This is a genomic window from Streptomyces sp. WELS2 (genome assembly GCF_013870595.1).
Classification (GTDB): domain Bacteria; phylum Actinomycetota; class Actinomycetes; order Streptomycetales; family Streptomycetaceae; genus Streptomyces.
This window is the reverse complement of record NZ_JACBWZ010000915.1, coordinates 1-2,298: the sequence shown is the minus strand read 5'-3', so window position 1 is coordinate 2,298 and position 2,298 is coordinate 1. Positions and strand designations below refer to the sequence as shown.

The following is a 2,298-nucleotide window of genomic DNA, read 5'->3' as shown; positions in this document are numbered from 1 at the left end:
CGTACCAGACCCGCTCGGCCGGTACGTCCACCAGCTCGCGCTCCGGCCAGCGCAGCGCGGTGAGCTTGCCGCCGAAGACGGCGCCGGTGTCCAGGCAGATGGTGTTGTTCAGCCAGGTCGCCTCAATCACAGGTGTGTGGCCGTAGACCACGGCGGCCCGGCCCCGGTAGTCCTCCGCCCACGGGTAGCGCACCGGCAGCCCGAACTCGTCGGTCTCGCCGGTGGTGTCGCCGTACAGGGCGTGCGAGCGGACCCGGCCGGAGGTGCGGCCGTGGTACTTCTCGGGCAGGCCGGCGTGGCAGACCACCAGCCGGCCGCCGTCCAGCACGTAGTGGCTGACCAGTCCGTCCAGGAACCGCCGGACCTCGGCCTTGAACCCCTCGCTCTCACCCTCCATCTGCGCGATGGTCTCGGCGAGCCCGTGGGTGTGCTGGACCCTGCGGCCCTTGAGGTGACGGCCGTACTTGTTCTCGTGGTTGCCGGGGACGCACAGGGCGTTGCCCGAGTTCACCATCGCCATCACGCGGCGCAGCACGCCGGGGCTGTCCGGGCCGCGGTCGACCAGGTCGCCGACGAACACGGCGGTACGGCCCTCGGGATGCGCCCCGTCGGCGTAGCCCAGCTTGGCGAGCAGTGCCTCCAGTTCGGCGGAGCAGCCGTGGATGTCGCCGATGATGTCGAACGGGCCGGTGAGGTGGGTGAGGTCGTTGTAGCGCTTCTCGGTGACGACGGTGGCGTGCTCGACCTCCTCGACGCCACGCAGCACGTGCACCTTGCGGAAGCCCTCGCGCTCCAGGTGTCCGAGCGAGCGGCGCAGTTCGCGGATGTGCCGCTGGATGACCCGGCGGGGCATGTCCGCCCGGTCGGCGCGGGCCGCGTTCCGCTCTGCGCACACCTCCTCCGGCAGGTCCAGCACGATGGCGATGGGCAGTACGTCGTGCCGCTTCGCGAGTTCGATCAGCTGCCGCCGGCTGTCCTGCTGCACGCTGGTGGCGTCCACGACGGTGCGGCGGCCGGCGGCCAGCCGCTTGCCGGCGATGTAGTGCAGGACGTCGAAGGCGTCCCTGGTCGCGCTCTGGTCGTTCTCGTCGTCGGAGACCAGGCCGCGGCAGAAGTCGGAGGAGATCACCTCGGTCGGCTTGAAGTGCCGCCGCGCGAACGTGGACTTGCCGGAACCGGAGGCGCCGACGAGCACCACGAGGGAGAGGTCGGTGACGGGGAGCACCCGCCCCTTGTGCCGTGTCCCGGTCATGCCGCCTTCGCCTCCCTCTCGGTCGTGACCGTGAATGTGGCCATCTGGGTGGGCGGGCCCACCTCGGGGTCGTCCGGGCCGACGGGTGTGAACGCCGCCTCGTAGCCGTACCGTTCGGCCACGGCCGCCGCCCAGGTGCGGAACTCCTCGCGGGTCCACTCGAAGCGGTGGTCGCCGTGCCGGACGTGGCCGGCGGGCAGGCTCTCCCAGCGGACGTTGTACTCGGCGTTCGGGGTGGTCACGACGACCGTGCGGGGGCGCGCGTGCCCGAACACGGCGTACTCCAGGGCAGCCAGCCGGGGCGGGTCGACGTGCTCGACGACCTCGCTGAGCACGGCGGCGTCGTAGCCCCGCAGCCGCCGGTCGGTGTAGACGAGGGAGCCCTGGACGAGCTTGACGCGCGCGGCCTGCCGTTCGCCCATGCGGTCCGGCTTCAGCCGGCGGGAGGCGATGGTCAGGGCCCGCTGCGAGACGTCGACGCCGACGATCTCGGTGAACCGGGCGTCCTTGAGCAGCGCCTGCACCAACTGGCCCTGGCCGCAGCCGAGGTCGAGCACGCGGGCGGCCCCGGAGGCGTCCAGCGCGGCGAGGACGGCCTCCCGGCGGAGCACGGCGAGCGGGGTCGGCTTCTCCTCGGTCCCGGTCTCGTCCGCGACCGCGTTGTCGATGTCCTCGACCTCGCTGTCGTCGGCCTCCGCGAGCCGCACCAGCTCCAGCCGCTCCCGCGCCTGGCGGGTCAGCGACCAGCGGCGCGAGAGGTAACGGCTGGTGATCAGCTGCTGCTCCGGGTGCCCGGCCAGCCAGCCCTCGCCGGCCCGGAGCAGCTTGTCGACCTCGTCGGCGGAGACCCAGTAGTGCTTGGCGTCGTCGAGCACCGGCAGCAGGACGTACAGGTGGCGCAACGCCTCGCCGAGGGTGAGCCGTTCGGACTCCAGCAGCAGCCGGACGTACCGCGAGTCGCCCCACTGCGGGAACGCGGTGTCGAGCGGGACCGGTTCGGCGGTGACGTGCCAGCCGAGCGGTGTGAAGAGCCGTCGTACGAGCTC

The 2,298-nt window shown here is 72.1% G+C and carries 2 protein-coding genes; both read right to left on the bottom strand.

The window, feature by feature from the left end; all coding sequences use genetic code 11:
• Positions 1 to 1,252, bottom strand: a 1,252-nt coding sequence (locus H5J33_RS31695) for an AAA family ATPase (RefSeq protein WP_181798191.1), incomplete at its 3' end; no start/stop codon positions are given.
• Positions 1,249 to 2,298: 3' terminal RNA ribose 2'-O-methyltransferase Hen1 (locus H5J33_RS31690; RefSeq protein WP_181798190.1), on the bottom strand; the 1,050-nt coding region annotated here is incomplete at its 5' end. The genes H5J33_RS31695 and H5J33_RS31690, both read right to left, overlap by 4 nt.